At 73.0% G+C, this 22,275-nt stretch carries 20 protein-coding genes; 8 read left to right on the forward strand and 12 right to left on the reverse strand.

Features of this window, described 5'->3' with window-relative positions:
* Positions 1-34: 34 nt before the first annotated feature.
* The 6 genes from JQX11_RS04845 to JQX11_RS04870 all read right to left on the reverse strand — a co-directional run bounded on the left by JQX11_RS04845 (position 35) and on the right by JQX11_RS04870 (position 8,502).
* Positions 35-1,552, reverse strand: a complete 1,518-nt coding sequence (locus tag JQX11_RS04845) for a hypothetical protein (protein WP_204923790.1) — start codon at positions 1,550-1,552, stop codon at positions 35-37.
* On the reverse strand, positions 1,552-3,393 hold the full coding sequence (gene pelF / locus JQX11_RS04850) for a GT4 family glycosyltransferase PelF (protein ID WP_204923791.1): 1,842 nt from the start codon (positions 3,391-3,393) through the stop codon (positions 1,552-1,554). Before pelF ends, JQX11_RS04845 begins: the two co-directional genes overlap by 1 nt.
* A 46-nt stretch (positions 3,394-3,439) precedes the next feature.
* Positions 3,440-5,572 carry an Agd3-related carbohydrate-binding protein gene (locus JQX11_RS04855; RefSeq protein ID WP_204923792.1) on the reverse strand — a complete coding sequence of 711 codons (2,133 nt, stop codon included), beginning with the start codon at positions 5,570-5,572 and terminating at the stop codon, positions 3,440-3,442.
* A gap of 970 nt (positions 5,573-6,542) precedes the next feature.
* A complete protein-coding gene (locus tag JQX11_RS04860) occupies positions 6,543-7,499 on the reverse strand; it encodes an MFS transporter (protein WP_204923793.1) in 957 nt (318 codons plus the stop codon).
* 139 nt (positions 7,500-7,638) lie between these two features.
* The gene (locus JQX11_RS04865) at positions 7,639-8,268 is read right to left on the reverse strand and encodes a DUF3515 family protein (RefSeq protein WP_204923794.1); all 630 of its coding nucleotides are present in this window, start codon (positions 8,266-8,268) and stop codon (positions 7,639-7,641) included.
* The gene (locus JQX11_RS04870; RefSeq protein WP_088646044.1) at positions 8,269-8,502 is read right to left on the reverse strand and encodes an Lrp/AsnC ligand binding domain-containing protein; all 234 of its coding nucleotides are present in this window, start codon (positions 8,500-8,502) and stop codon (positions 8,269-8,271) included. It lies immediately after the preceding gene.
* 121 nt (positions 8,503-8,623) lie between these two features.
* On the opposite strand from JQX11_RS04870, the gene JQX11_RS04875 reads away from it, so the two are divergent.
* Both JQX11_RS04875 and JQX11_RS04880 read left to right on the forward strand, forming a co-directional pair.
* On the forward strand, positions 8,624-9,562 hold the full coding sequence (locus tag JQX11_RS04875; protein WP_204923795.1) for a thiamine-phosphate kinase: 939 nt from the start codon (positions 8,624-8,626) through the stop codon (positions 9,560-9,562).
* Between the two features lie 22 nt (positions 9,563-9,584).
* Positions 9,585-10,046, forward strand: coding sequence for a GNAT family N-acetyltransferase (locus tag JQX11_RS04880; RefSeq protein WP_204923796.1), 462 nt, complete (start codon positions 9,585-9,587; stop codon positions 10,044-10,046).
* A gap of 63 nt (positions 10,047-10,109) precedes the next feature.
* Here the strand turns inward: JQX11_RS04880 and JQX11_RS04885 are convergent, their stop codons facing one another.
* Both JQX11_RS04885 and rpmB read right to left on the reverse strand, forming a co-directional pair.
* The gene (locus tag JQX11_RS04885; protein WP_204923797.1) at positions 10,110-11,363 is read right to left on the reverse strand and encodes an ATP-grasp domain-containing protein; all 1,254 of its coding nucleotides are present in this window, start codon (positions 11,361-11,363) and stop codon (positions 10,110-10,112) included.
* 110 nt (positions 11,364-11,473) lie between these two features.
* Positions 11,474-11,665: a 50S ribosomal protein L28 gene (rpmB, locus tag JQX11_RS04890; RefSeq protein WP_046569512.1), complete on the reverse strand. Its 192-nt coding sequence runs from the start codon at positions 11,663-11,665 to the stop codon at positions 11,474-11,476.
* A gap of 222 nt (positions 11,666-11,887) precedes the next feature.
* Between rpmB and JQX11_RS04895 the strand changes: the two genes are divergently transcribed.
* Together JQX11_RS04895 and recG are read left to right on the forward strand one after the other, a co-directional pair.
* Positions 11,888-13,507 (forward strand): DAK2 domain-containing protein, encoded by a 1,620-nt coding sequence (locus tag JQX11_RS04895; protein ID WP_204923798.1) that lies wholly within the window; start codon positions 11,888-11,890, stop codon positions 13,505-13,507.
* Positions 13,504-15,708: an ATP-dependent DNA helicase RecG gene (gene recG, locus JQX11_RS04900; protein WP_204923799.1), complete on the forward strand. Its 2,205-nt coding sequence runs from the start codon at positions 13,504-13,506 to the stop codon at positions 15,706-15,708. Before JQX11_RS04895 ends, recG begins: the two co-directional genes overlap by 4 nt.
* Before the next feature lie 72 nt (positions 15,709-15,780).
* On the opposite strand, the gene JQX11_RS04905 is transcribed toward recG, so the two are convergent.
* From JQX11_RS04905 to JQX11_RS04920, 4 genes are all read right to left on the reverse strand, one after another.
* The gene (locus tag JQX11_RS04905) at positions 15,781-16,551 is read right to left on the reverse strand and encodes a MerR family transcriptional regulator (protein WP_204923800.1); all 771 of its coding nucleotides are present in this window, start codon (positions 16,549-16,551) and stop codon (positions 15,781-15,783) included.
* A gap of 30 nt (positions 16,552-16,581) precedes the next feature.
* Positions 16,582-17,343: an ABC transporter permease gene (locus JQX11_RS04910; RefSeq protein ID WP_204923801.1), complete on the reverse strand. Its 762-nt coding sequence runs from the start codon at positions 17,341-17,343 to the stop codon at positions 16,582-16,584.
* Positions 17,344-17,351: 8 nt separating this feature from the next.
* The gene (locus JQX11_RS04915; protein WP_204923802.1) at positions 17,352-18,188 is read right to left on the reverse strand and encodes an ABC transporter ATP-binding protein; all 837 of its coding nucleotides are present in this window, start codon (positions 18,186-18,188) and stop codon (positions 17,352-17,354) included.
* Between the two features lie 127 nt (positions 18,189-18,315).
* Positions 18,316-19,593: a cell wall anchor protein gene (locus JQX11_RS04920; RefSeq protein ID WP_204923803.1), complete on the reverse strand. Its 1,278-nt coding sequence runs from the start codon at positions 19,591-19,593 to the stop codon at positions 18,316-18,318.
* A 306-nt stretch (positions 19,594-19,899) separates the two neighbouring features.
* Here JQX11_RS04920 and rsmD point away from each other — a divergent pair, with 306 nt between their 5' ends.
* The 4 genes from rsmD (at position 19,900) to JQX11_RS04940 (ending at position 22,270) form a co-directional block, all read left to right on the forward strand.
* Complete coding sequence (gene rsmD / locus JQX11_RS04925) at positions 19,900-20,463, forward strand: 16S rRNA (guanine(966)-N(2))-methyltransferase RsmD (RefSeq protein ID WP_204923804.1); 564 nt, start codon at positions 19,900-19,902, stop codon at positions 20,461-20,463.
* Positions 20,460-20,945 (forward strand): pantetheine-phosphate adenylyltransferase, encoded by a 486-nt coding sequence (coaD, locus tag JQX11_RS04930; protein WP_088646035.1) that lies wholly within the window; start codon positions 20,460-20,462, stop codon positions 20,943-20,945. Before rsmD ends, coaD begins: the two co-directional genes overlap by 4 nt.
* 153 nt (positions 20,946-21,098) lie before the next feature.
* Positions 21,099-21,596: an SPFH domain-containing protein gene (locus JQX11_RS04935; protein WP_088646034.1), complete on the forward strand. Its 498-nt coding sequence runs from the start codon at positions 21,099-21,101 to the stop codon at positions 21,594-21,596.
* Positions 21,597-21,706: 110 nt separating this feature from the next.
* Positions 21,707-22,270 (forward strand): YceD family protein, encoded by a 564-nt coding sequence (locus tag JQX11_RS04940; RefSeq protein ID WP_204923805.1) that lies wholly within the window; start codon positions 21,707-21,709, stop codon positions 22,268-22,270.
* Positions 22,271-22,275: the final 5 nt, after the last annotated feature.

The following is a 22,275-nucleotide window of genomic DNA, read 5'->3' on the forward strand; positions in this document are numbered from 1 at the left end:
GTGCAACCGGACCTCCCCATAGGTCTCAAGTGGACTATCGGTAGTGCCGAACCTGCCCGATCACCGGAACCAGACCGAGCGCGAACAGCGCCTGGAGCAGCAGCACGCTGACCAGGTGCAGCGAGGTGTCGGTGAGCGGGTGGCCGCCCTGCCCGAGCAGCGGGGCGACGCCGAGCAGCGCACCCCCGCCGACGTGCAGCACGATCACGACCGTCATCGACAGGCACAGCCAGCCGTACCGGCCCTGACCGGCCAGCAGGAACGCCAGGTAGTACGCCCCGGCGAGCGCCACGTGGGCGGCCGTCATCACCACCCCGGCGGTGGACAGCACTCCGGCCCGGTCGAGCGCGACGAGCAGCAGCGCCCCGAACACCGCCGGCACCGCGAGGCACACCGCGAACTCCCGGCCGATGGTGCGCCAGATCCCGACGACGAAGGCGTGCGGGAACCGGGCCCGCCGGGACAGGGCGACCCCGCTCGCCCAGAACCGGCTGGTCCGCCACTCGACGAACCCCATGGACAGGATCAGCGGCACCGCCGACGCCGCGACGTCCCACTGACCCAGCAGGTAGGGCGCCTGGGCGTGGAAGAGCAGCGCCGCCGAGCAGAGCCCGTACCCGGCGACGCCGAGCAGGGCGGGCCACGCCGGCCAGAGCGGGTCGCGGGGCGCGGGCTCGGTCGACCGGGCGGCGGACCGGGTGGCCCAGAGCCCGGCGGCGAACGCGGCCAGCACGCCGAGGGCCGCCGCGCCCACCGCCCAGCGGCGTGCCGTCACCCCACCGGCGACCAGGAACACCCCGCTGGCCAGGACGGCCGGGACCAGCGCGGCGGCCAGCCACCCCTCCCGCCGGTAGAAGACCAGCAGGGTGCTGGCCAGCTGGTAGGCCAGTTGGCAGACCATCATCGCGGCCAGCGGCAGCCCGCCGTAGGGCAGCATCAGGGCACCGGCGGCCAGGCCGAGCAGCACGGCGGTCAGCGCGGCGATCCGCAGCACCCGGCTGGCCGAACGGGCCCGGCCCAGGCCGAGCAGGCGGAACGCCGCGTAGGCGACCACGCCCGACCAGATCCAGCCGACCGTGCCGGCGAGGATCATCCCGGCTACCAGCCCCGACCGTCCCACCACCGACAGGACGGCGGGGAACGCGGCGCTCGGCAGCACGTACAGCAGGCCGTGGGAGATCGTCCGCAGGTCGCTCCGCCGGTCCCGGCCGGCCCCCGGCGCGGCGGCCGGCTGTTCCTCGACCGCCGGGGCCGGGCCCAACCGCCGGAACACCTCGGAGGCGAGGACGAAGACGTCGCGGTAGCCGTACTCGACCTGGGCGGCCCGGTCGGTGTGCCCGTCCGCCTCCAGGGCGGCGGCGACCTGCAACGCGTCCACCGCGCGGGCCAACCGGGGCCGGACCCGCTCGACCAGGTCGTCCACCGGGTCGGTGGAGATCCGGGGCAGCAGGATGGTGCGTTCGGGGCTCTCGGCCGGCCCCGGCTCGGTGGTCATCGTGGCGACGGGGCGGAACAACGGATCGGTGCCGTCCGGGTCGGTGGCCTCGGTCATCAGCGACCACCGGTGGTACGCATGATGACGGTCGTCGTCTCGTCGTCGTCCGGGCCCGGCCCGGCCGGCTGCGGCAGCTCCGGCGCGGCCGAGTTCGGGTCGTGGCGGGTCCGGTACGCCGCCGCCGAGTACTGCTCGGGCCCCCGCTGGCGGGGCACCCGCCCGGCCAGCGGCGACACCTCGGGCCGGGCGGTGACCGGGGTCGGCTCGGGCCGGGCGACGACGGGCGTCGCGGCGACGGGGGCCACCTCGGGCCGGACCGTGGGCACGGCGGCGGGGCGGGCGGCGACCGACGCCACCCCGGGGCGGGTCGGCCGGTTCGGCACCCGGACGAAACCCTGGGCCTGACCGCGCAGGTGCTTCGGCGCGGGGGACGCCCCACGCGGCGTGGCCAGCCGCTCGTAGATGTCGCGGTACGCCTGCAACGACCGTTGCAGGGTGAACCGCTCCAGCACCCGTTGCCGGGCCGTCGCCCCCAGCCGCAGCCGCAGGTCCCGGTCGTTGAGCATCGTGACGCAGGCGGCGGCGATCGCGGCGACGTCGCGCGGCGCGACCACGAAACCGGTGTCACCGACGGCCTCGGCGACCCCGCCGACGTTGGTGCACACGGTCGGCCGGCCGCACGCCATCGCTTCCACCACCGTGTAGGGGAAGCCCTCGGAGATGCTGGTCAGCGCCACCAGACTGCCCGCGTGGTACGCCTCGACGGCGCTGCCGACCCGGCCCTCCAGGACCGCGTGCCCGGTCAGCCCGAGTTCGTCGATCAGCGCCTCGCAGCTCTCGTGGTAGACCTTGTTGGCGGCCGGCGTACCGCCGAAGATGCGTAGCCGGGCCTCGGGGATCTCGGCCCGTACCAGCGCGAACGCCCGGATCAGGGTGTGCAGGTCCTTCAGTGGGTCGATCCGGCCCATGAACGAGATGGTCGGCACGTCCGGCTCGCCGGCCGCGGGTGGGAACTCGTCCGGGTCGACGCCGTTGTACATCGTCCACATCCGCTCGGGGTCGGCGCCGTTGTGCAGCTGCCAGCGCCGGTTGTACTGCGAGTGCGGGGCGAGTGCGCCGGTGATCAGGTAGGCCGCACCGGCGAGCGAGCGGAAGAAGCTCAGCACCAGTACCCGGACCGGGTGCGGCGCGTCGTCGTGCAGGTAGGAGATGTAGCGTTCGCGCAGGTAGATGCCGTGCTCCGAGAGCACCAGCGGGGTGCCGTACGTCCAGGTGGCGGCCATCCCGACGAGGGTGGCCAGACCGTTCATCGACGAGTGCACGATGTCGGCGCGTACCGGTGGCGCGCTCAACGGCCGCAGCATGTGCGAGATGAGCCAGGCCGCCTCCAACGCGTCGGCGACGGTGGGGGCCGGCCCGGTCTCCTCGACCCGCAGGGTGTGCCAGGCCTCCAGCATCATCCGCAGCGCCTCGTTGGACAGCAGGGCCGCGCCCAGGTCACCGCCGGCGGAGGCGTACTCGAACATGCCGCGCAGGGCGAGCAGGAAGGTGCTCCGGTTGACCGCACCGGCCTGGGAACGGGTCGACTCCAGGGGGGTGACCAGGGCCCGCAGGAACACCTCGTAGGACTGCATGAACTCGGTGCCGGGCCGCCCGGCGGGGACCAGCACCCCCCGCCGGGGGCGGCGGCCTGTCGGCCGGCCGCCCCACAGCGGGATCGAGTGCACACGGTCGAGGTTGGCCGGCCGGTCGAACACCGGCTCCTCGGTGCCGTCCACGGTGAGCGCCACGACCTCCCACCGGTAGTCCGGCATTCCCCGGATGAGCTGTTCGCACCAGATGCTCACCCCACCCATCGCGTACGGGTAGGTGCCCTCCGAGACCAGTGCGATCCTCACCAATTGCTCCCGTTTACCTTTGCTGTTCTGATGTCGCCGTCTCGCCCTACAGGCGAGGCGCGGCGGTGAACGTGACCGGGGTGTTCGCCGCCAGCGTCACCGGGACGGTGACGTCGGTGCCGTAGGTGCCGGCACCCGTGGTGGTCGCGGCCACGCCCCCGAGCTGGAGCGAGCCGGCGGCCGGCGAGGTCACCGTGATCTCACCGGTGGTCCGGTCGTAGATCGCCGACGCCCCGGCGCCGAGCGTGGCGAAGTGGGCCGTACGCGCCCTGGTGTAGGTGGCGATGTCGGTCCACGCCGAGTTCAGCAGCGGCACCGAGTAGTAGGAGCTGTACTTGGTCAGCACCGCGCCCACCCAGTCGGTGACCAGGCTGTTGCCCGAGCCGTAGTCACGCACGTTGGCGACGTGGAACGTGTGCGCGTAGATCGAGCCGGACGTCACGTGCTGCAGGCCCACCGAGGCCTCGTAGTCCAGGAGCTGGGCGTAGGTGCGGTCGGTGGGCCAGTAGGGGAAGTGGCCGTTCGGGCCGTAGAACGCGTTGTAGAAGTGCGTCTCCTCGGCCTGGTTGGTGGTGTGGTAGGCGATGTTGGTCGGCCAGCACGGCACCACGGCGATGCTCGGGTCCAGCGGGTGTGCGGTGGACGCGTTGAAGTGCGCCGGCACGTGACTGGCGAACGACATGTTGCCGGCCAGCGTGGTGATGCCGAGGTCGGCGGCCGCGTCGATCAGGTCCGGGTTGGACGCGGAGAGGCCGTAGTCGGTCAGCACGCCGCTGGAGTTGTTGTAGACCCCGAGGCCGGAGTACTCGGGGGTCTTCAGCACGCTGGCCGGCGGGTTCAGCCCGATCGAGGTGCCCGCGGTCTGGTTCGTGCTGATCTCGTCGTGGGTGGTGGTGTAGTCGGTGGTGTTCAGCGCGGGGTGGGTGAGGGTGTGGTTGATCCACCGGAAGTTGTTCTTCAGGCACTTCGTGGTGGCGGTCAGCGTGGTGGCGTCGCCGTTCGGGCTGCACGTGCTGCCGGCGAACGGGTCGATCTCGGCGCCGTTGTAGGGGATGTTGAAAGTGAACCCGGACGCCAGCGGGTGCGCGGCGCGCAGCGCGGTCTGCTTGGCGTCGAGGTTGACCGCGTCGTGCCCGGTGGTCTGGAAGCCGGGGCTGTACTCGACGGTGCCGTCTTCCTTGTAGTGGTCCGAGAAGCTGAACCAGTCGTCGATGTCGACGTTGAGGTGGTGCTTCTGCTCACCGAAGTGCAGGCCCTTGGTCGCCCACCGGATCAGGCCGTAGACCAGCAGGTCCGAGTGGAGCAGGTACTGGTTCGAGGTGAACGTCAGGGCGAGGCGCTCCCGACCGTCGGTCGACGTCGTGCGGACGGCCAGCACGTTGGACCCGTTGGTCAGCAGGGCGTCGGCGTTGCAGCCGCTCTTGATCGACGTCTTGTAGACGTAGGACTGCGTGACCGGGATCTCGGCGGTGCTCTTGAGGTAGTCGAAGACCCCGGCGCCGGCGGTGGTCAGGGAGACCGGCAGGGGGGTGTCGCCGACCGCGGTCTCGCCCGCGGAGTTGAGGCAGTAGTCCTCCGGCCAGGTGCCGTAGCTGGTGTAGAGGGCCACCTGCCGGACCTGGAAGTTGCGCTCGTAGGCCCAGAGGGTGGTCCACTCCGTGCTGCTGAGGCCCTCCAGGTAGTTGCCGCCCGACTCGTAGATCAACATGCTGTTGGTGAGCAGGATCGCGTTGTACTTGCCGACTCCGTTGGAGTCGACGAGCGTGCTCGCCGAGAGGGTCTGGCTGGCGGTGTAGATGATGTCGTAGCTCGCGCCGACCCGGTCGAGGGTGGTGGTCAGCGTGGCTACGCCGAAGTCCGCCGTGTTGGTGGCCACGATCAGCGACCGCAGGGCGACCTTGTCGTTGATCGCCTGGGTGCCCACGCCGCCGCTGCGGGCACCCGACGACGGGGCGACCTTGACGGTGCCGGCCCGGGTGGGCAGCGGGCCGGGGCGGGCCTCCTTCTGGCTGGCGACCTGGCCGAGGCCGGGCGCGCTCGGCGGCTGGGCCAGCGTGCGCGGCGCGGTCGGCGGCTGGGCGAGGCCCGGGGTCTGGGTGCCGAGCAGGACCGTGAGCGCGGTCAGCCCGGCGAGGGCGAATCGGTTCGCGCGACGGCGCGTAGGTCCGGTGTGGACCATGTGGTGACCTCCGATGAGGAGATGTGAACAATGCCGCCGATCCTGTATGGACCGCGCGGGGTTGCCATCGAAGGCTAGCAATTTTCGGTTCGGATTCCGCGCATGATCCTGTCGCATGTGGAGCATTGACGCAAGCGGGGTCGGGTGTTAGCGCAGTGCGTACGAAGTCGCCTTCCGGTAAACGCGCTTTGCGCTGATCTTGGTGATGTTGCCGGCCGGTGTCAGGTGCGCTGACGTGCTCTTTTTCGAAGTGATCGAAACACCTCATTCACGTTCACTTCACACGGCTGTAGCCGACCGTGGCCAGAATGTGGTCGGCGGTCGGGTGCGGAACGTCGCGCGCATCGGCCATTCGCTCGGGTCGCACCTGTCGCGGTGGGGCAAGAGTGGCCGATCAGTCTATGCTGGCCCGCCGATCAGCCGATTTTCCGGCCGTCCCTTCGGCTGGCGCCGGCCGCTGCGCCGGAGGCGGGTCACGCCGGAGCCTGTCGTACCCGACGTTTTCGCAGCCCGGGGTACCTGTGAACCCGGTGCCACCGGTGGTCGCTTGCGCCTTTTGTCGGGCAATCGCTTGATCGACGGCACATCGTGGAGAATGTTGACTTTCTGCGGCGGGGACGGCGGGTGAACCCGTCGGGAAATGGCGAATACCGCAGCGCTGACCGTCGAATCGGCCAGTTCCGGCAGAAGCGGTTCCCAGCGTCAGGAGTTGCCCATTCCCAGCCAATGGAAGCCCTCCACTGTCCCACCTATCAACGCGTCCGGAGCCAAATCGTTTTGCTGACCCGATCGGTTTCGTGGAACTTCCACGGCACGCAAATGCAGAAGTGGACGTGCGTCGGCGGAGTCGGTCGGGCAGCGTCGGATAAAACGGCGGACGCCGGATCGGAGCACCCCCGCCGACTCCACACTCGACGCATCAGGCAGCCGATCCGGCGGCACCGGTCGCGCAGCTTCCCGACCGCCCTCGTCAGGGCCGTCGCGGGTCGGGGGTGGTGGCCAGCAGGAGGGTCGACCCGGCCGCGAAGACCGCCGCGCCGACGAAGACGAGGCCCGGTGACGCGTGGGCCAGCGACCAGGCGAACGCCGTCCCGGCCAGCACCGGCACCACGGTCTCGGCGGCGGCGCCGACGCCGGTCAGGGCCCCCTGCACGGTGCCCCGCTCGTCGGCGGGCACGATCCGGGACAGCCACGACTGCGCGGCGGCGCCACCGGCCGCGGCGAGCACACCGACCGCCTGGAGCAGGTGCAGCGGCCAGGGTGCGGTCACGAACGCCGTGCCCGCCAGCCATCCGACGCCGAGCAGGCCGCCGAGCACCGCGCTCCGCTTCTCCCCGAGCCGCCGCACGGCCGGCCCGACGGCTCCCGCCTGGAACACCGCCCCGGCGAGCGCGCCCGCCGCCAGCACCGCACCCACCCGCGCGGTACCCCAGGCGAACTGGTGGGTCAGGAAGAACGTCCAGGTCGACTGGTGGGTCATCCGGGCGACGTCGGCGCACAACCGGGCCGACGCGAGCCGGCCCAGCACCGGGCGTCGCAGGGTGGCGGCGACGGCACCGAACGGGTTCGCCGTCCGCAGGGTCAGCGGGGTCCGGCGGTCACCGGGCCGCGACTCGGGCAGGACGAACCAGCCGTACCCGACGTTGGCGAAGGACAGCGCCGCGGCGGCGAGGAACGGCAGGCGTACGTCGACCGCGCCGAGCAGACCGCCGACGGTCGGGCCGGCGACGAACCCGAGCCCCGACGCGGCCCCCACCAGCCCGTACGCGCGGGCCCGTCCCCCGGGGGCGGTCACGTCGGCGAGATAGGCGTTGACCACGGTGTACGTGCCCGCGCAGGCCGGTACGACGGGCACGACCAGGCCGAGCCCGAGCATGTCCAGGAAGACGGTGACGAGGAGGAACGAGAGGGCGGGTGGGCGGCGCACGGCGGCTCCTGGTGGCGAGGGGGCAGTGCCCCCTCGCCACCCACGGCCAGCCGCAGGTACGGAGGATCAGATTATCGGTGCCGTCAACCGGTTTTCCGCCTCACCGGCCGGCCGTCGTGACACCGGCACGGGAGGCGGTTCAGCCCCGGCAGCCGGCCGGGCTGTCGCCGCCCGACGGCACGGAGGCGACCACCGCGTCGGAGATCGGGGTGAGCCACTGCAACGCCCCCTCGTACGCCCGGGGCACCGTCACCGTGACGGCGGTCTCCCGGTCGAGCGTGGTGAGCACCGTGGCGTCCGACCGCTCGTCGGCGTGCCAGCAGACCCGGTTGACGGTCCACACGTCGGCGGTGGCGTCCACGGTCGGCTCGGCGCCCCCGCAGGCCACGGTCAACGCCGGGTCACCGTAGGCGGCGTTCTGCTCGGCGCCGGCGGTCACCGGCCGCTGGGCGAGGTCCCGCACGGTGGCCGGCAGTTGCGACACCAGCGCCCGGCACACCACACCGGGCCGTTCGGCCAGCGCCGGGGCGGGCATCTCGACCGGGGCGCTGGACCTCGGCCCGGCACTGGTCGGCGACGCCTCCGGCGCGGCCACCGGCGCGTCCGGGGAGAGCTTGGCGAAGGTGAAGCCGGCCACGGCCACCGTCACCGGCACGGCGACCAGGGTGGCCCAGAGCGCGGCCCGCCGGGTCGACCGGTCCACCGCCGGCCGGTCGGCGGTGGGCGCGACGTCGGTCGGGGTCTCGGGGGAGGAGGTCTTCTCGTCCACTTACAGGCGCACCACCGAACACGTGAGGGTGCGGGTGATGCCGGGCACCATCTGCACGTTGCTGACGATCAGTTTGCCGAGTTCGTCGACGGTGTTCGCCTCGGTGAGGACGACCACGTCGTACGGCCCGGTGACGGCGTCGACGCGTACCACGCCGGCAAGATCCGCGATCAGACCGGCCACGTCCCGCGCCCGGCCCACCTCGGTCTGGATGAGGATGTACGCCTGTACCACGACTCGACCTCCGTCCGTCGCCGCCAGGGGCGGCCCGAAGGGTGAAAATACCCTACGGAGCAGGCGTGATCCCTGGCGGTGGTCGCGGTTAAGCAGCTAGCGAGCGTGTCGGAAGGAAGACATGGGTGTCGCGGACGTGGGCGAGTTCGGCCTCATCGACCGGGTGACCACCCGGCTGACGTACGGATCGGCCTGCCTGCTCGGGCCGGGCGACGACGCCGCCGTGGTGGCCGCCGGCGACCGGCGGGTGGTCGCCTCCACCGACGTGCTGGTCGAGGGGCGGCACTTCCGGCGGGACTGGTCGGGCGCGCGGGACGTCGGACACCGGGCGGCGGCGGCCAACCTCGCCGACATCGCCGCCATGGGCGCCACCCCCACCGCCTTGCTGGTGGCCCTCTGCATCCCCGCCGACCTGGACACCGCCTGGGTGGAGGAACTGGCCGACGGGCTGGCCGCCGAGGCGGCACTGGTCGACGCGGGGGTGGTCGGTGGGGACATGTCCGCCAGCCCCACCCTGACCATCGCGGTGACCGCTCTCGGCGACCTGGCGGGCCGGGCACCGGTGGTCCGCTCCGGCGCCCGGCCGGGTGACGTGGTGGCGCTCGCCGGCCGCACCGGCTGGGCCGCCGCCGGGCTGACCGTGCTCTCCCGGGGGTTCCGCACCCCGCGGGTGCTGGTCGAGGCGTACCGGCGGCCGGAGGTGCCCTACCGGGCCGGGCCGGAGGCGGCCCGGCTCGGCGGCACCGCCATGATCGACGTGTCGGACGGGTTGCTGGCCGACCTGGGTCACCTGGCGAAGGCCAGCGGTGTGGGGGTCGACCTGCGCCGGGACGCCTTCGACGTGCCCCCGCAGATGCGCGACGCCGCCCAGGCGCTCGGCGTCGACCCGTACACCTGGATCCTGGCCGGTGGCGACGATCACGCCCTGGTCGCCACCTTCCCGGCGACGGTGGCGCTGCCGGACCGGTGGCGTCCGGTGGGCCGGGTGATCGAGGGCGGCGGGGTGACCGTCGACGGTGACGTGTACGACGGACCAGCAGGCTGGGACCACTTCCGGTAAGGGGCGGTCGTACCCTTCCCCCGTGAGTGAGATCGAGATCCGACCGCTGGGCTTCGACTCGCCGACGGCCCAGACGCTCATCCGGGCGACCATGGCCGACCTGGGCGTCCGGTACGGCGGCAGCGGCGACGAGACCCCCATCGACCACACCGAGTTCGTCCCGCCGCACGGCGACTTCCTCGTCGCCCACCTCGACGGCGAGCCGGTCGGCTGCGCGGGGTGGCGCAGCCACGGCGCGGACGCCGCCGAGCTGAAACGGATGTACACCACCCCGACCGTGCGGGGGCGTGGGGTGGCCCGCGCCCTGCTCGCCGCCATCGAGAAGTCGGCCCGCCGGCACGGGCGCACGCGGATCATCCTGGAGTGCGGTGACCGGCAACCCGAGGCGGTCGCCCTCTACACCTCGGCGGGGTACGAGCGGATCGCCAACTTCGGCTACTACGCCGACGCCCCCGGCTGCCTGTCGTTCGGCCGGACGCTCTGACCGGTCGTGCGACGCGCCGGTCCCACTCGCGGCGGCGGGGACCGGCGCGCCGGCCCGGCGGCGTCAGGCGACGGTGAACCGGAGCCGGTCGGCGCCGGCACGGGCGGCGGCCGCCGCCTCGGCCGGATCGGCGCCCCAGGCCAGCACGTGCCCACCCCGGCGTACCGACGAGGTGACCTCGCCGACCCGGTCCCCGACGGCCACGTCGAGCTGCACGGCGAGGACGCCGGGCACCCGGCGGGCGTCGCGCACCCCGTCGACCGCGGTCAGCGTCCCCGGCGGCGGCAGTAGGAACTCCACCGCCGACGCCCCGGACGGCCGGGCCGGCAGCCGGGGCCGCTCGCCGCGCAGCGTCCGCAGGTAGGCGTCGATGAACCCGCACTCGTACGCCAGCGAGATCAGCGCGGCGATCATGTCGCCCGGCAGCCGGGCGGCGCACTCCACCAGCGTCGGCACCCCGTCGGCGACGATCCATTCGCTGTGCAGCACACCGGTGCGGAAGCCGGCCGCCGCCGCCAGCCGGGTGGCCGCCGCGACGAGTTCAGCGCGGCCGTCCGCCGGCAGCGCCGACGGCACCGTGTGCCCGGTCTCCACCGGGCGGCGACCGGGCAGCACCCGCTTGTCGGTGACGTTGCCGAAGCACACCTCGCCGTCGGCGACCAGCAGTTCGACGCTGTACTCCGGCCCGAGCAGGGTCTGTTCGACAAGCACCTCGGTGGGCAGGTCGGTGGCCGCCTCCACCGGCGCCTCCGGGGCGGCGGTCGCCGACCAGGCCGCCGACAGGTCGTCACCGGCGTCGACGAGTTGCACGCCGAGGCTGCCGGAGCGACGGGTCGGCTTCAACACGCACCGGCCACCGAACCGGGCCGCGAACGCCGCCGCCCGCTGCGGGGAGTCGACCAGCTCGTACGCCGGATTGGCCAGCCCGGCCCGGTCGGCCAGTACGCGCATCCGGTGCTTGTCGGAGAACACGTCGGCGGCCTGCGGGCCGGCACCGGGCAGGCCCAGCCGTTCGGCGAGCCGGGCGGCGGCCCGGACCGCGTACTCCAGACCGGGCATCACCAGCCGGGCGGTGGCCAGCCCCGGCTCCCGGGCCAGCAGCTCCTCGACGTCCAGGCCGGTCTGGTAGCGGGCGGACACCACCCGGGACACCACCGGCAGCCGGGCCGTCGTCGCGGTGACGTCGCGCCGGGCGATGATCTCCGGCTCCTCGACGAGCACCACGCTGCCCGCCGGCAGCTCCTCGGCGAACCAGTGCAGCATGCCGAGCGAGGCGCCCACGACGATCATCTCGTCGCGGCCCAGGTCGAGGTCCAAAGGTCGTCCTCCGTACGGGTCGGTCACCGGGGGCGGGGACACGACAGTACCGGCGGGCCGGACGGCCCACCGGTACTGATCGGAGCTGAGGCGGTGGAGGTGTTACCAGGTCAGGCGCGGGTGACCTTGCCGGCCTTGATGCACGAGGTGCAGACCTGGAGCTTCTTGGTGGTGCCCCCACCGGCCGGGGTACGCACCGACTGGATGTTCGGGTTCCAGCGGCGGTTGGTCTTCTTCTTGGACCAGGGCACGTTGTGGCCGAAGCCCGGCCCCTTGCCACAGACGTCGCACACGCTAGCCACGGGATACTCCTGAGATTGATACGTTCATGAGGTCGCCGGCAGGCGCTGCCCGGACAACCTGGCCAGGGTACCCGATGCACTCCGGGCAGGACCAACCGCCCGTCCCGGCCCCCGCGGCCCTGCCCGGTCGGCCGCCCAGGACCGGGACGTCCCGCCCGAACCGGACCGGGACACGCCAGCCGACCCCGGCGGGTGTCGGTCGCCGCCAGTAGGCTTCTGGCCGTGCTGGACACCCTCGACGCCGCCGCGGTGGGCCGCTGGTGTGCGGGCGGTCTGGCCGCGCTGCGCCGGCACCAGGGCGAGATCGACGAGCTGAACGTCTACCCAGTGCCCGACGGCGACACCGGCACCAACCTCGTGCTCACGCTCGCCTCGGCCCAGCAGGCACTGGCGATGGGACCCGGCACCCTGCCCGAGGACGGCACGACCGCGCACGGGCGGGCGCTGCGACTGATGGCCCGGGGCGCGCTGCTCGGCGCGCGGGGCAACTCCGGGGTGATCCTCTCGCAGATCCTGCGCGGCCTCGCCGACACGCTCGGCGACGTGCCCGCCGTCGCCGGCCGGGCGCTGGCCGCCGCGCTCCGCGACGCCACCACCGCCGCCTACGCCGCGGTGGCCCGACCGGTCGAGGGCACCGTGCTGAGTGTGGTCGCCGCCGCCGCGACCGCCGCCGAGCAGACCGACAGCGACGACCTGTGCACCGTGGCCCGGGCCGCCGCCGGGGAGGCCGCCCGCGCGCTGGCACGTACCCCCGGGCAGCTGCCCGCGCTGGCCCGGGCCGGCGTGGTCGACGCCGGCGGACGGGGGCTCTGCCTGCTGCTCGACGCGCTGGTCGAGGTGGTCACGGGGGAGGCCCCGGCCGGGCCGACGCCGGTGGCCCGCCCGGCGCGCCCGGCGCTGACGGTGGTCCGGGAGACCGGCTCCCCCGAGTACGCCTACGAGGTGCAGTTCCTGCTCGACGCCCCGCACGAGGCGGTGACCCGGATGCGCGCCGAACTGGCCACGCTGGGCGACTCGCTGGTGGTGGTCGGCGACGCCGGCGCACCCGCCGAGTCCACCACCTGGAACGTCCACGTCCACGTCAACGACGTCGGGGCGGCCGTCGAGGCGGGGGTGGCCGCCGGCCGGCCGTACCGGATCTCGGTGACCCGGTTCGCCGACCAGGCCCCGCCGGCCCCCGGTCCGGCCGTCGACGGCCGGGCGGCCGTGGTGGTCGCGACCGGTGTCGGCATCGCCGAACTCCTCGGTGGGGAGGGGGCGACGGTGGTGCCGGGCAACCCGTCCACCGGCGAGCTGCTGGACGCGATCCGGGCCACCGCCGCCGCCCGGGTGGTGGTCCTGCCCAACGACCCGAACACCCAGGCGGTGGCGAGCGCCGCCGCCCGGGAGGCGCACCGGCTCGGGGTTAAGGTCAGCGTGGTGCCGACCCGCTCGCCGGTGCAGGCGCTGGCCGCGCTCGCCGTGCGGGACCCGCAGCGCCGGTTCGCCGACGACGTCATCGCGATGGCCGAGGCGGCCGGGGCCTGCCGGTACGCCGAGGTGTGCCACGCCAGCCGGGAGGCGCTGACCGTCGCCGGCCCGTGCCGGCCCGGCGACGTGCTGGCCCTGGTCGAGGGGGAGGTGCACCTGATCGGCAGCGACCTGGTCGACACCTGTGCCGCCGTGGTCGACCGGATGCTCGGCGGCGGCGGTGAGCTGGTCACCCTGCTCACCGGCGCGGACGCCCCGGCCGGGCTCGCCGAGGCGGTCCGCGAGCACGTGACCCGGCGCTGGCCCTTCGTCGAGGTGCAGGCGTACCCGGGCGGGCAACCGCACTATCCGCTCCTGGTGGGGGTCGAATGACGACGGCCGAACCGGCCACGGTGGACACCGCGCTGACGAAGCTGGTCGGGGAGCGCACCGCCAAGGCGCTCGCCGGTCATCTCGACCTGCACACCGCCGGTGACCTGATGTACCACTTCCCGCGCCGCTACGACGAGCGCGGCGAGCACACCGACATCCGCTCGCTGGACGTCGGTGAGCAGGTCACCGTGCTGGCCCAGGTGCAGCGCACGGCGGTGCGTCCGATGCGGCAGCGCCGGGGCAACCTGCTGGAGGTGACCGTCGGCGACAACTCGGGCGGGACGCTGACGTTGACCTTCTTCGGCAACCAGGCGTGGCGGGAACGCGAGCTGCGCCCCGGCCGGTGGGGGTTGTTCGCCGGCAAGGTCACCGAGTTCCGGGGCAAGCGGCAGCTCAACGGCCCCGAGTACGTGCTGCTCGGCGAGGGCGGAGAGGGTGAGGCGGCGGCCTCCGAGGAGGTCGAGGAGTTCGCCGGGGCGCTGATCCCGGTCTATCCGGCCGCCGCCGCCGTGCCGACCTGGGTGATCGCCCGGTGCGTCCGGGTGGTGCTGGACACGGTCGCCCCGCCGGACGATCCGCTGCCGGCGTCGCTGCGGGCCGAACGCAAGCTGGTCGGCATCGGCACCGCACTGCGCGAGATCCACCGACCGTCGAGCAAGGAGGAGCTGTACCGGGCCCGTCGCCGGCTCAAGTGGGACGAGGCGTTCGCCGTGCAGCTGACCCTGGTGCAGCGCAAACTGCGGGCGGCGTCCTGGCCGGCGAAGCCGCGCCCGGCGAAGGCGGGTGGCCTGCTCGACGCGTTCGACGCCCGGCTGCCCTACGAGCTGACCCCCGGGCAGCGCGACGTCGGCGTCGAGATCGCCGCCGACCTGACCACCCCGCATCCGATGCACCGGCTGTTGCAGGGCGAGGTCGGTTCCGGCAAGACGGTGGTGGCGTTGCGGGCGATGCTCCAGGTGGTCGACGCGGGCGGTCAGGCGGCGCTGCTGGCCCCGACCGAGGTGCTCGCCGCCCAGCACCACCGGGGCATGCTCGACCTGCTCGGCCCGCTGGCCCAGGCCGGTGAGCTGGGCGCGGTCGAGGACGCGACCCGGGTGGAACTGGTCACCGGCTCGCTGGGCGCGGCGGCCCGGCGGCGGGCCCTGGCCGAGGTCGCGCAGGGGCGGGCCGGCATCGTGCTCGGCACCCACGCCCTGCTCTACGAGGGCGTCGACTTCGCCGACCTGGGCCTGGTGGTGGTCGACGAGCAGCACCGGTTCGGCGTGGAGCAGCGCGACGCGCTGCGCGCCAAGGCCGACCAGCCGCCGCACGTGCTGGTGATGACGGCCACCCCGATCCCGCGCACGGTGGCGATGACCGTCTACGGCGACCTGGAGACCTCCACCCTGTCCCAGTTGCCGCAGGGGCGGTCCCCGATCGCCTCGCACGTGGTGCCGGCGGCCGAGAAGCCGGCCTTCCTGGACCGGGCGTGGCGGCGGGTGCGCGAGGAGGTCAGCGCCGGCCACCAGGCGTACGTGGTGTGCCCGCGCATCGGTGAGGGGCCGGCGGCCGAGGAGGAGCCGCCCCGCGAGGACGACAACGGGCGACGCCCACCGCTGGCGGTGACCGAGGTGGCGCCGCTGCTCGCCGAGGGGCCGCTGCAAGGGCTGCGGATCGGCGTCCTGCACGGTCGGCTGCCCGCCGACGAGAAGGACGCGGTGATGCGCTCCTTCGCCGACGGTGACCTCGACGTGCTGGTCGCGACCACGGTGGTGGAGGTCGGCGTGAACGTGCCCAACGCCACCGTGATGATCGTGCTGGACGCCGACCGGTTCGGGGTGTCGCAACTGCACCAGCTCCGGGGCCGGGTCGGCCGGGGTTCGGCTCCCGGGCTCTGCCTGCTGGTCAGCGAGGCGGCCGAGGGCTCGTCGGCGCGGGAGCGGCTGGACGCGGTCGCCTCCACCACCGACGGGTTCAAGCTGGCCGAGTTGGATCTGGAGCAGCGCCGGGAGGGCGACGTGCTGGGGGCCACCCAGTCCGGCCGCCGCTCGCACCTGCGGCTGCTCTCCCTGAGACGCGACGCCGACCTGATCCGCGACGCGCGGGCCGAGGCGGTCGCCCTGGTCGACCAGGACCCGGAGCTTGAGCGGCATCCGGCCCTGGCCGCCTCGGTCGCCACCCTGGTCGACGAGGAACGCGCGGAATACCTGGAGAAGGGCTGACCGCCGCCCCCGGGGCGTGGACGTCGGGGCGGCGTCCCGTCGGCCGGGTGTGCCGCCGGCCGGCGGGACGGTTCAGGGACGGCGCTTCTCGATGACGGTCCAGCCGGTCCACCCCCGGTCGGCGACCAGCCTGCGCAGCCGCCTGACGACGGGATGGGCCGCGTCGGCGAACGAGTCCATCAACCTGACGAACGCGGGGTCGGGGGTGACCTCCTTCTGCATCGCCAACTCCCCGGCGGCCTCCGCCTGCGCGAACATCTCCGCCATCAGGTCCGCCGTCTCGTGTAGCAGCTCCTCGTCCTGCCAGTTCTCGGCGATCCGTCCGATCAGTCGGTAGAACTGGACGACCTGGGGGTTGTCGAGCTGGGCCACCTTGTCGGCCATCAGCGTCGGGATCGCGTCCGGCCACCGCGCCGCCATCAGGATCCACCCGTCGCGCTCGCCCTCGACGGCGACCAGTGGCACCCCGGCGGCGCGGAGCCGGTCCAGATAGTCGACCACCTCGGCGGGAACGGCGAGGGTGTCACCGTCACGGAGCCTGGCGATCCGCCGTCGGTGCTCCTGAAGCGCCCGGATCTGGGTACGCAACTGCTGGTCGATCTCGTTGGTGGCGGCGGCGAACGTCGCCGGGTCGGCGTCGAGCAGTTCGCGGACCCGGCTCAGCGGGACGCCGGCCTCGGCGAGGGTGCGGATCCGGATCAGGCGTACCACCGCCGCCGCGTCGTACGTGCGGTAGCCGGAGGCGTCGCGTTCCGGTTCCGGCAGCAGCCCGATCTGGTGGTAGTGCCGTACGGCGCGGATGGTCACCCCGGCGTACGACGCCAGCCGTCCGATCGTCAACATGACCTCAGCCTGCCCGACCCGGGAGCACCGTCAACCCACCCGACGGCGGTGCACGACCATCGCGCCGGCGTACGCGACGACGAGGAGACCGGCGCACCAGGCGAGTGCGGTCCACACCTCACCGCCGTCCGGCTGCCCGCCGAGCAGGCCGCGCAGGGCGTTCACGATGGAGGTCACCGGCTGGTGCTCGGCGAAGGCCCGCACCGGGCCGGGCATGGTGTCGGTGGGCACGAAGGCCGAGCTGACGAACGGCAGCAGGATGAGCGGGTAGGAGAACGCGCTCGCGCCGTCCACGGAGGTGGCGGTCAGGCCCGGGATGACCGCGAGCCAGGTCAGCGCCAGGGTGAACAGCAGCAGGATGCCGGTGACCGCCAGCCAGGCCAGCGGGCCGGCCCCGGAGCGGAAGCCCATGGCGAGGGCGACCAGCACCACCACCACGAGCGAGATCAGGTTGGCCACCAGCGAGGTCAGCACGTGCGCCCAGAGCACGGCCGAGCGGGCGATCGGCATGGACCGGAACCGCTCGAAGATGCCGCCCTTGAGGTCCAGGAAGAGCCGGTACGCGGTGTAGGAGATGCCGGAGACGACGGTGATCAGCAGGATGCCGGGCAGCAGGTAGTTCACGTACCGGTCGGAGCCGGTCCGGATCGCGCCGCCGAACACGTAGACGAACAGCAGCAGGAACGCGATCGGCATGATCGTGGTGGTGATGACGGTGTCCGGGCTGCGGCTGATGTGCCGCAGCGAGCGCCCGAGCAGGGCGGCGGTGTCCGGCAGGAAGTGTCTGGTCATCGGGGTCCTCAGTGGTTGGTGCCGGCGGGGCAGGCGGGGTCCGGGACGCGGTCGGTGTCGGCGGTGGGCGCGTCGTCGCCGACGATGGCGAGGAACACGTCCTCCAGGGTGGGCTGCTTCTCGACGTACTCGACGGTGGCGGGCGGAAGGAGCTGCTTGAGCTGGGCCAGGGTGCCGTCGGCGATGATCCGTCCGTGGTGCAGCACGGCGATCCGGTCGGCGAGTTGTTCGGCCTCGTCGAGGTACTGGGTGGTGAGCAGCACGGTGGTGCCCCGGCGGGCGAGTTCCCGGACGGCCTGCCACACCTCGATGCGCGCCTGCGGGTCGAGCCCGGTGGTGGGTTCGTCGAGGAAGATCACCGGTGGGTCGCCGATGAGGCTCATCGCGATGTCGAGGCGGCGGCGCATCCCCCCGGAGTAGGTGCCCACCCGCCGACGGCCCGCGTCGGTGAGCGCGAAGCGGCCGAGCAGGTCGTCGGCGATCCGGCCGGGGTCGGGCAGGTGGCGCAGCCGGGCGACCAGCACCAGGTTCTCCCGGCCGGTGAGGATCTCGTCGACGGCGGCGAACTGGCCGGTGAGGCTGACGGACTCGCGTACCCGCGCGCCCTGGGTGGTGACGTCGAAGCCGTGCACGTGGGCCGTCCCGCCGTCCGGCCTGAGCAGGGTGGCGAGGATGCGTACCAGGGTGGTCTTCCCCGCTCCGTTGGCGCCGAGCAGGGCGAAGATGCTGCCCGGGGCCACGTCGAGGTCCACTCCGCGCAGCACGGGCAGTTCGCGGTAGGACCTGGTCAGGCCCCGGATCTGGATGGCGGGCCCGAGGGCCCGCGTCGACTCTGTCGTGGACATGGCGTCAGCATGCGAGGTTGACGCTGCGGCAGGGTCAAGCGTTGAACGCGCAGGGCGCGTCGACCGACCGGTCGACGCGCCCTGCGGGCGTGCTGTGCGGGTCAGCGCCCTGCGGGCGCGCCGCGGGTCAGACGGTGAAGCGGATGCGCCGACGTCGGGCGACGAGGAAGAGCACCCCGCCGGCCACCAGCAGGGTGGCCGCGCCGGCCGCGATGGCGCCGGCCGCGGCACCGGTCACCGGGAGGCCGCCGTCCTGGTCGCCGCCGCCACCGCCGCCACCGGTGGACGGGCAGTCCTTCGGCTGCTCCCACTTCAGCGGGCCGCCGGAGTCGAGGTCACCGGTGACGGTGACGGTGAGTCCCTTGCTGGCCGGGAAGCTGACCGTCCCGGTCCGGCCGGGCTCGACGGTGATCTTCTTCGGCTCGCCCTTGTTGGGGGTGAACACGGAGGTCAGCGGGGTGCCGTCCTCCGGGTTGCTGATCCGGAAGATCATCTTGTCGCAGCTCGACTCGTAGCTGGCGTCGGGGGTGCCGACCTCGGGCTGCTGGCAGTCGGCGGGCTTCTGCCAGCCGCCGGTGAAGTCCTTCATGCCGGGGGCGGTGACGGTGATCTCCTGCGCCTGCCCGGCGCTGAGCCTGCGGGTCTCGATCTTGCGCAGCGGGACGGTCACCTGCTCGGTGAAGCCGCCGCTGCCGACGATGGCGAAGGTCGCCCCGGCGTTGCCGCCGCGGTTGACCAGGGTCAACTCGACGTTGCCGTCGCAGTCGGACTCGGCGATCACCTCCGGCGCCGCCGAGCAGGTGCCCGAGCCGCCGTTGTACCAGGCGCGCGGGCCGGTGGAGCGGGCGCCGATGCCGGCCGGGCTGCCGACCTTACGGTCGCCGTACCGGTCGCTGGTGTCGGTCAGCGGGTCGATCAGCTTGCTGCCGAAGACGAAGTCGACCTGGGTGTAGCAGTTCGGCACCTCGACGGCGAAGTCCAGGGTGGCCACACCCAGCTCGCCCGCGGCAACCCCGGTGAACTTCTTGATCGACTTGTCGAGCACGTACTGCGGGACGGCGAACTTCGCCGACGGCGTCACGTACGACACCAGGGCGAGTTCCTGCTCCTCGCCCCGGCACAGCGGGCCGTTGGTCAGCGTGATCGACGCCTTGCCCGCCGGCCCGTCGAAGGTGTGCGTGTAGCGGGCGTCGGCGGCGGCGACGCAGGACGGCGCGGGCTCGCCGCCCGACGGGGTGCTGGCCGTCGCGCTCGGCGTGGCGGTCGCCGTCGGCGTGGCCGTCGGGGACGGTGAGGCTGAGGTGGCGCCCGCCGGGGCGGTCAGGGCGAGGGCCGTGGCCAGGCCGGCCAGGGCGGCGGCGGTCACGGCGAGCGGTCGCCGTGGCGACAGCTTGGGACGGATCACGCGTACTCCCGAGGTGAGGATGCGTCAGGGCGCGGCGGGGGTGGCGTCTGCGGGTCACGGCAGGGGTGGGAGCGCCGTGACGACGCCGGTGCGGCGCCCTGGCCGGCGGAGCGGCACCGGCACCGGGCCGACCCTAGTGGGCGCGCCGATACGGACATAGCGCACAGCCGGCACAGGGAGTGTTGTTATACATATGAGATCATTGATCTACCGGAAGTGATCAGGTGGTCACCCCGTCCGGGCGCACCGCGCCGCCGGCCCGCGCCACCCGTCGCGTAGCGTCACAGGCATGCACAGGGGTAGACCGTGACCCGGATCGTGGCCGGCACGCTCGGCGGACGACGGATCGCCGCACCCGCCGGCGGCGGCACCCGACCCACCTCCGACCGGGTCCGTGAGGCGCTGTTCAGTGCCGTCGCCGCCGAGGTGGACCTGGACGGGGCACGCTTCGCCGACCTCTACGCCGGCTCCGGCGCGGTCGGGCTGGAGGCGCTGTCCCGGGGCGCGGCGCACGTGCTGCTCGTCGAGTCCGACCCCCGGGCCGCCCGGGTGATCCGGGAGAACGTCGCCGCGCTGCGGGCCGCCCCCGCCGCCCGACTGGTCACCGGCAGGGTGGCCGGGGTAGTCGCGGCCGGACCCGGCGGCGATCCGTACGACGTGGTCTTCGCCGACCCGCCCTACGCGGTGCCGGACGACGAGATCACCGACCTGCTGACCGGGCTGGTCACGCACGACTGGCTCGCCCCCGACGCGCTGGTCGTGGTCGAGCGGTCCACCCGGGGCGGCCCGGTCGACTGGGTGCAGGGCATCACCGCCGCGCGCAGCCGGCGTTACGGCGAGACCACTCTTTGGTACGGTCGCCGATCATGAGACGTGCGGTGTGTCCCGGCTCGTTCGACCCGGTCACCAACGGACACCTCGACATCATCGGACGGGCCAGCCGGCTCTTCGACGAGGTGATCGTCGGCGTGCTGGTGAACCAGTCGAAGAGCGGCCTGTTCACCGTCGAGGAGCGGATCGACATGCTCCGCGAGGTGACCTCCTCGTACGGCAACGTGCGGGTCGCGTCCTTCCGGGGGCTGCTCGTCGACTTCTGCCGGGCGCAGGAGGCGAGTGTGCTGATCAAGGGCCTGCGGGCGGTCAGCGACTTCGACTACGAGTTGCAGATGGCCCAGATGAACATCGGCCTGGCCGGCGTGGAGACGCTGTTCATGCCGACCAACCCGCTCTACTCGTTCCTCTCCTCCAGCCTGGTCAAGGATGTGGCGAAGTGGGGTGGCGACATCTCCTCGCACGTGCCCGACACCGTCCGCCGGGCGCTACAGGCCCGGCTGACCGTCCCGCGTCCCTGACCGTCGCGCCGTCGCGCCGCATCCGGGCGGCGCGTCGGGCCGGGGTGGTGGCGGCGGTGGTGGCCGGGGCACGACATCATGTGGTGCAGCGCCGAAGCCGGGCGCAGGCCGCATCATGTAGGTCGGCCGACGAACGACAGGAGTGAGGTACCGGTGGACCCGCTCGACCGCATCGACGAACTGATCGCCATGGTGGAGCAGGCGCGCTCCGTCCCGATGTCGCGCAACAACTGCATGGTCGACCGGGGCGAGATGATCGCCGCCCTCGACGAGATGCGCGCCGAACTCCCCGCCGACCTGCGCCGCGCCGCCGCCCTGCTGGAGGAGCGGGACAAGATCATGGAGGCCGGCAAGCGGGAGGCCGACCGGATCATCAGCGAGGGTGAGGCGGAACACGCCCGGCTGGTCTCGGTGAACGAGATCACCGTCTCCGCCGAGCACGAGGGGGCCCGGATCATCGCCGAGGCCCGCGCCGAGGCGCAGCGGCTGCGCGAGGAGGTCGACGACTACGTCGACACCGCGCTGGCGAACTTCGAGCAGTTCCTCACCCGGGCGCTTGCCTCGATCGAGCGCGGGCGGGACAAGATGCACGCGCTGCGGGAGATCGGCACCTTCGGTGGGGACGAGGCGGAACGCCCGTTACCCTTCTGAGCGGCACCTCATCCCACCGACGGACGGGTCGGGCGTCGCCCCCGGTTCGACGACCCGGCGGTCGCCCAGGTAACCTTTTTTGTCGGCCTCTCACCGGCCGGAGTCTGACTATGCCCAAACACTCGCCTTCATCACTCAACCCCAGGGCGCCGCTGGTCCTCGACACGAGGGACCTGCCGCGTCGCCCTGGCGCGTTGCGTACGCATCGGCGGGTCGTGCCGGCACCGGCGGACCTCGGCGGAGAGTTGATCGGCGTGCCGGAGGGCGCGGACCTCGACCTCGACCTGAGGTTGGAGTCGGTGTCCGAGGGCGTGCTCGTCTCCGGGACCGTGACCGGTCCCGTTCAGGGCGAGTGCGGTCGTTGCCTGCGCGCGATCGACTACTCGTTGACCGTGAACGTCCAGGAGCTGTACGCGTACGAGAACAGCACCACGGACATCACGACCGATGAGGACGAGGTGGGCCGGATGCAGGACGATCTGATCGACCTGGAGCCGGCGCTGCGGGACGCGGTGGTGCTCACGCTGCCGACCAACCCGCTCTGCCGGGAGGACTGCCCAGGACTGTGCCCCGAGTGCGGGGTGCACTGGGACGATCTGCCGGCCGATCACAGCCACCAGCAGATCGACCCGCGTTGGGCGAGCCTGTCGCAACTGAACCGTACAGAGGAGTAGGAACC

It is taken from the genome of Micromonospora humida, assembly GCF_016901255.1.
GTDB classification, from domain to species: domain Bacteria; phylum Actinomycetota; class Actinomycetes; order Mycobacteriales; family Micromonosporaceae; genus Micromonospora; species Micromonospora wenchangensis.